Consider the following 7,529-nt stretch of genomic DNA (forward strand, 5'->3'; position numbering starts at 1 on the left):
GTTTTGTAATTATGGCTTCTGAAATTGGTGTACTTGACATCAAACCCGAAGACGTAGTGCAACATGGTAGATTAGAGCCCGGAAAAATGTTCCTTGTCGACATGAACGAAGGTCGCATCATTGAAGATGACGAGATAAAAAATGCAGTCGTTACCAAACGTCCTTATAGACAATGGCTAAATGAGAATCTTTTGCAATTGGCTAAAGTACCTTATACCAATAATGACACGCCTACAGAAAACATAGATTTCGAAACAAGATTGCGTTTGTTCGGTTATACTATCGAGGATGTAAAGACCATCATAAATCCTATGGGCGCTAAAGGGGCCGAGGTCATCAGTTCTATGGGTAATGACACTCCACTGGCTGTATTATCCGATCAGCCACAACTCTTGTATAACTATTTCAAACAATTATTCGCTCAGGTTACTAATCCTCCTTTAGATGGTATCCGTGAAGAAATAATTACCGATGTCAGTTTAGCGATCGGTGGTGACTATAATATATTTGAGATTGAATCCAAACATTGTAAAAAGCTAAAAATCCAAAATCCCGTTATTTCAAAAGAGGATTTGGATAAAATAAAAAATATTGACCATCCGGATTTCAAATCAGCTTCTATATCTACTTTATACAAAATAGAAAAAGGAGTTAACGGCTTAGAACGCGCATTGGAAAAATGTGTGCAAGCTACCTATAAAGCCGTACAGGAAGGGCATAACATTATCATTTTGTCAGACCGTGGGGTAAGCGAAGATATGGCTCCAATACCAATGATATTGGCCTGCTCATACATTCACCATTCCCTTAACATATTACAAGTTCGCTCTAAATTTGGAATCATTATAGAATCCGCTGAACCACGCGAACCACATCATTTTGCATTACTATTTGGTTATGGTGCCAGTGCCATTAATCCTTATTTGGTAAATGAAATTATACGCGATCAAGTAGACAAGGGTTTTATTACAGATGTAAAAGCAGATTATGCGATTGCAAATTATAATAAAGCGATTGCGAAAGGGATTCTGAAAATCATGAATAAAATCGGTATCTCTACATTACATTCTTATAGGGCTGCCCAAATTTTTGAGATATTAGGTCTAAACAAAACGTTCACTTCAAAATATTTTCCTTTTACACCTTCAAGAATAGAAGGCATTGGCTTAATTGAAATAGAAAAAGAGGTTAAAAAAAGATACCAAAAAGCATTTCCAAATTCTAAAATTGCGAGCCTTTTGCCTTTAGAAATTGGTGGTATTTACCGCTGGAGAAGAACTGGTGAAAAACATATGTTTAATCCTACCACAATTGCAAAATTGCAACAGGCAGTGAGACTAAACAGTCCAGAGAGTTACAAGGAATACTCCACGATGGTCAATGACCAAAGTAAAAACCTGATGACAATCAGAGGATTATTTGAATTCAACAACCTAGATCCTATTTCTATCGATGAAGTGGAACCTTGGACTGAAATCGTAAAAAAATTCAAAACTGGTGCGATGTCTTATGGCTCTATCAGTCAGGAAGCCCATGAAAACTTGGCTATCGCCATGAATAGAATTGGTGGTAAAAGTAACTCTGGAGAAGGTGGAGAAGATCCAAAACGTTTTATAAAGGATTTGAATGGTGACTCTAAAAACAGTGCCATCAAACAAGTCGCTTCGGGAAGATTTGGTGTGTCAATCAATTATTTGACAAGTGCCAAAGAGATTCAAATAAAAATGGCGCAAGGTGCAAAACCTGGCGAAGGCGGTCAATTGCCTGGCGAAAAAGTGGTGCCATGGATTGCTGAAGTGAGAAACTCAACACCATATGTTGGATTGATTTCTCCTCCTCCACATCACGATATCTATTCTATTGAAGATTTATCGCAACTGATATTTGATTTAAAAAATGCCAATAGAGAAGCGCGAATTAATGTTAAGTTAGTTTCTGAAGTCGGCGTTGGAACAATTGCCGCAGGTGTTGCCAAGGCAAAAGCCGATGTAATCTTGATCTCGGGATATGATGGAGGAACTGGTGCCGCACCTTTAACTTCGCTACAACATACAGGTATCCCATGGGAACTTGGACTAGCCGAAGCGCAACAAACATTAATTCTAAATGATCTAAGAAGCCGTGTGGTGTTAGAATGTGACGGCCAGTTAAAAACAGGTCGCGATGTCGCCATCGCTGCTTTGCTTGGAGCGGAAGAATTTGGATTTGCCACTGCACCGCTTGTTGCTTCAGGTTGTATCATGATGAGAGCGTGCCATTTGAACACTTGTCCGGTGGGAATTGCAACTCAAGATCCTGAATTAAGAAAAAACTTCAAAGGAACACCTGAACATATCATCAACTTCATGTATTTCATTGCCGAAGAGTTAAGAGAAATCATGGCCCAATTAGGATTTAGAACGCTAAAAGAAATGGTGGGGCAATCACAAAAACTGAATGTCAACAAAGCCATCAAACATTATAAAGCGAGTGGTTTAGATTTATCAACCATTTTATATAAACCAGAGAAAGCCAAAACGGTACCGAATCACAATACGACAACCCAAGATCACGCATTAGAAAACGTACTTGATTTTGAAATTATAAAAGCGGCGATTCCTTCTATTTATAGAAAAGAAAGAACAAGAGTCAATTTTAAAATAAAAAATACAGACCGCTCCGTCGGTGCCATTTTGAGCAACGAAATCTCAAAAATATATGGTGCTCAAGGATTACCTGACGACACTATTTTAGTGGACTTTGAAGGTTCCGCAGGACAGAGTTTCGGGGCATTTGCGACCAATGGATTGTCATTTAAAGTACTTGGAAATTGCAATGATTATTTAGGAAAAGGACTTTCCGGTGGGAAATTAATTATCAAAGTACCTGCTGCCGCAACCTTTAAACCGGAAGAAAATATAATTATCGGAAATGTAGCACTTTACGGAGCCATAACTGGCGAAGCCTACATAAACGGAATGGCTGGTGAGCGTTTTGGAGTAAGAAACTCTGGAGCAATAGCAGTCGTAGAAGGAATTGGAGATCACGGATGCGAGTACATGACCGGAGGAACAGTCGTAGTGCTGGGCAAAACGGGCAGGAATTTCGCCGCTGGAATGAGTGGTGGTGTTGCCTACGTTTTTGATGAGAAAAAACAATTCGAAAATGGTTTGTGCAATATGGAAATGGTAGCATTGGAAACTTTGGAAGAGGAAGATTTGACGAAACTGAAACGTTTGATTAAAAATCACTCTATGTATACCAACAGCCCATTAGCCAAAAGAATTTTGGAGGACTGGGAAAACCAACGCAAGCATTTTGTCAAAGTAATGCCAAAAGATTACAAAATAGCATTGCAAAGATTAGCAGAAGAAAAAAAAATTGAAGAACTAATAGCATAGTCATGGGTAAGATAGGTGGATTTAAAGAATACGACAGAACGGACGAAAGCAATGCAGTAGTAAAGGAACGTGTATCAAACTATAATGAGTTTACGATTCCGTTATCAAAGGAAAAAATAAAAGAGCAAGGCTCAAGATGCATGGATTGCGGTATCCCATTTTGCCACAGTGCCTGTCCACTGGGGAATTTGATTCCTGATTTTAATGACATGGTGCACCAAGAAGAATGGCAAAGCGCTTTGGAGATCTTGCAATCGACAAACAACTTCCCCGAGTTTACGGGTCGTTTATGCCCTGCCCCATGCGAAAAATCATGTGTTCTTGGTATAATAGAACAACCCGTAGCAATTGAAAATATTGAAAAAAATATAATCGAAAGAGGTTTTGCGGAAGGATGGATAAAACCACAAACACCGGCTGTAAGAACAGGTAAAACAGTGGCTGTAATTGGTTCCGGACCTGCCGGACTGGCCGCTGCTCAACAATTAAACAGAGCGGGACACAGTGTTACCGTTTTCGAAAGAGACAATGCCATTGGCGGTTTACTGCGTTATGGAATTCCAAATTTCAAATTGGAAAAAGGAATCATCGACAGACGTGTGTTGATATTGGAAGCCGAAGGGATTGTTTTCAAAACTAATGTGAATGTTGGCGTGAACTATAGCGTGGAACGACTGAATGAATTCGATTCGATTGTTTTATGCGGTGGCGCAACAGAAAGCAGAAGCTTACCTACAAAAGGAATAGAAAGTAAAGGTGTCGTTCAGGCAATGACTTTCTTGACGCAACAAACGAAATCATTATACGGGGAAGTAATTCCTGACCAAATAAAGGCAACCGGCAAAGACGTTATCGTTATTGGTGGTGGTGATACGGGCTCGGATTGCGTGGGAACTTCAAACAGACATGGAGCAAAATCCGTGACAAATTTTGAAATCATGCCGAAACCACCAGTTGGAAGAAGCGAAACTACTCCTTGGCCATTTTGGCCTTTGCAATTGAAGACATCTTCTTCTCACGAAGAAGGTTGCGACAGAAACTGGTTGATAAACACCAAAGAATTCATTTCGAACGAGAAAGGGGAATTGGTAGGTTTAAAAACCGTTGAAGTCAGCTGGAAGTTGACTCCAGGACAGAGACCGGAGCTAATAGAGAAAGAAGGTTCCGAGAAAATATGGCCATGTGATTTAGCATTATTGGCGCTAGGTTTTACCGGACCTGAAAAAACTTTAAGTAGTCAATTGGGCTTAAAACTGGATATGCGAAGCAATTACAAAGCAACCAATTATCAAACCAATGTACCGCATATTTTTACCGCAGGAGACATGCGCAGAGGGCAATCTCTGATCGTTTGGGCAATATCTGAGGGGCGTGAAGCCGCAAGGGAAGTCGATCTATATTTGATGGGATCCACCAACTTGCCTACAAAAGGCACTGGTGATTTGCCAAGTCTATAACAAACATAAAAAAGGAAGTAAAAAAGGCTGTCAAAAAGTAATTTCTGACAGCTTTTTGTTTTTTTTGGGCTGCCCAGCATCCACTAGCGTTCCTGCTTGGTCGGGCTATCCGTTGCAAGTCCTCGCCCCTTTCGCTAACGCTCCAGTGACTGTGGGCTTTTCACTTCTATCCCTCAGCCGAAGCTACGTAAATACAAACTAAATGTTTAATACATAACAATTTGTTACAAATTGTTAAAATTGAGATAATCATTTGCCGTATCCATAAAAGAGTAATAAATTTGCTAAAAATTAATAACAATGCAACCAAAAGACTTACTTCAGTTAACAGAACAATTTGGCAGTCCCATATACGTTTATGATGCCGACAAAATAAAATCGCAATACAATAGATTAACGAAAGCTTTTTCTAAGGTCGACAACTTGCGCATCAACTATGCAATGAAAGCATTGTCAAATGTGGCTATACTTCAATTACTAAGAGAAATGGGATCTGGTTTAGATACCGTTTCTATTCAAGAAGTACTTTTAGGGCTTCATGCGGGATACGCCCCAGAAAAAATATTCTATACCCCTAACGGAGTATCTCTTGAAGAAATTGAAGAGGTAAACGCAATGGGAGTTCAAATAAACATTGACAACTTATCTATATTAGAGCAATTTGGTGCTAAACACCCGAATGTTCCCGTATGTATCCGTATCAACCCACACGTTATGGCAGGTGGAAACACGAATATTTCAGTGGGACATATCGACAGTAAATTTGGTATCTCAATTCACCAATTACCCCATTTAGTTCGTATTGTTGAAAACACTAAAATGAACATAGTAGGGATTCACATGCATACTGGTTCTGACATACTTGATATCGAAGTGTTTTTATATGCTGCCGAAATATTGTTTGATGCTGCCAAAAATTTCAAAAACCTAGAATTCCTGGATTTTGGAAGCGGATTTAAAGTGCCTTACAAAAAAGACGACATCGAAACCGATATTGAAGAATTAGGTAAAAAACTGTCCAAAAGATTCAACGCTTTTTGCATAGAATACGGAAAAGAATTGACGCTAATATTCGAACCAGGAAAATTTTTGGTAAGCGAGGCAGGGTCCTTTTTAGTAAAAGTAAACGTCATAAAACAAACAACTTCAACTGTTTTCGCAGGTGTCGACAGTGGTTTCAATCACTTGATTCGCCCGATGCTGTACGGTTCACAACACCAAATTGACAACATCTCGAATCCAAAAGGAAAAGAGCGCTTCTATTCCGTGGTAGGATATATTTGCGAAACGGATACTTTTGCCAACAACAGAAGGATTCCTGAAATTAAGGAAGGTGACATATTAAGTTTTAGAAATGCTGGAGCCTATTGCTACTCAATGGCTTCCAACTATAACTCCAGGTACAGACCGGCCGAAGTTTTATGGATGAATGGAAAAGGACACCTGATCCGTGCTCATGAAACCTTTGAGGATTTACTAAAAAATCAATTTCCTTTGCCAATAGAAGCTACCGTTTAGAAAAAATAAATTGACATAAAAAAAAGCTGTGTTTTAAAAAACACAGCTTTTTTTTATGGCTTAAACCAAATTAATCTTTCAGAACCTCCTCAAGAACATGAGACTCTGTTCCGTTAGGAAAAGAAACTTTTATTTTCTGCGCAATTGTCGGCGCTATTTGAGTGATTTCTTTTTTATTAAACGACTCCCCTTTTTTAATATGCCATCCGTAAAAAATAGCGGGAACATGCGTGTCATAGGAATAGATCGTTCCATGGGAAGTACCAGTGCCTTGATATTCGATATAACCAGGTTTGTCTAAAATTACTATGTCTCCATTCTGGGTAACATCATATCCTTTGGCTATAAAATTCAAAAAATAGTCATTACCCGTTGAATTCAAAATTTCTTCCTCTGTATAGACCCTTTTAACATAATCCTGAGTCATTAAATAGCCTTTAAAAGCATCCTTAACCACATTCAAATCGAGGTTTTTAGCTTTGATAGTTTCTTTATTGAAAAACAAATTAAAACTGGAATAATTTAAAACTAAATCAGCCCCAAAAGTTTTTATAGAAAAATCCTTTAAGTTATTCCTAATATCCTTAGGGTTTATGCTCTTTACGTTATATTTATGATCTTTTAAGTAATTTACGTTTTCAGCACCTGCATGGTCAGCAGTCAAAAACAATAAGTAATTATCTTTTCCGACAGTTTTGTCGAGATAGTTTAAGAACTCCGCTATCGTTTGATCTAATCGAAGGTAGGTATCTTGTAATTCCATCGATCTGGGTCCCAATAAATGACCTACATAATCTGTAGAAGAAAAGCTAACCGTCAGGAAATCTGTAATGTTATCTTTCCCCAATTCTTCTTTTTCGATTGCCTTCATCGCAAATTCAGCTAATAAATTATTTCCAAATGGAGTAGAACGCAATACACCCGCATCATTTTTGGCATACATATCCTTTAAATCATAAGGAAAAACTGGGGCGGTACTGTTGTACAATTTACCTTCATACGGATTATTATCCTCCAAGCTTTCATTATACGTACTTTTCGGTTTCAACAAATCCCATCCTTTATCGAGGTATGGCATATAATATTTTTCGTCATTGAATTTCTGAACCCACTCTGGTAGTTTATCTCCATAAAAAGTGCTGGAAATAAAAGAACCCGTCTTGCTGTACCAAAA

4 protein-coding genes are annotated in these 7,529 nt (G+C 38.5%); 3 read left to right on the forward strand and 1 reads right to left on the reverse strand.

Annotation, left to right across the window (positions count from 1 at the left end; genetic code table 11):
- The 3 genes from gltB to lysA form a co-directional block, all read left to right on the forward strand.
- On the forward strand, positions 1-3,380 hold a 3,380-nt coding region (gene gltB, locus VIH09_RS00790; protein WP_331576883.1), incomplete at its 5' end, for a glutamate synthase large subunit.
- A gap of 2 nt (positions 3,381-3,382) precedes the next feature.
- Positions 3,383-4,837 carry a glutamate synthase subunit beta gene (locus tag VIH09_RS00795; RefSeq protein WP_331576885.1) on the forward strand — a complete coding sequence of 485 codons (1,455 nt, stop codon included), beginning with the start codon at positions 3,383-3,385 and terminating at the stop codon, positions 4,835-4,837.
- Between the two features lie 300 nt (positions 4,838-5,137).
- A complete protein-coding gene (gene lysA, locus VIH09_RS00800) occupies positions 5,138-6,355 on the forward strand; it encodes a diaminopimelate decarboxylase (protein ID WP_331576887.1) in 1,218 nt (405 codons plus the stop codon).
- 70 nt (positions 6,356-6,425) lie between these two features.
- Here the strand turns inward: lysA and VIH09_RS00805 are convergent.
- Positions 6,426-7,529: alkaline phosphatase family protein (locus VIH09_RS00805; protein ID WP_331576889.1), on the reverse strand; the 1,104-nt coding region annotated here is incomplete at its 5' end.

Origin of the sequence: Flavobacterium sp., from assembly GCF_036515215.1 — a bacterium.
GTDB lineage: Bacteria > Bacteroidota > Bacteroidia > Flavobacteriales > Flavobacteriaceae > Flavobacterium.

Bases quoted from the DNA above. Each gene is read 5' to 3' on its own strand.
- VIH09_RS00795 (WP_331576885.1), top strand. From the start codon at position 3,383: ATGGGTAAGATAGGTGGATTTAAAGAATACGACAGAACGGACGAAAGC.
- lysA (WP_331576887.1), top strand. From the start codon at position 5,138: ATGCAACCAAAAGACTTACTTCAGTTAACAGAACAATTTGGCAGTCCC.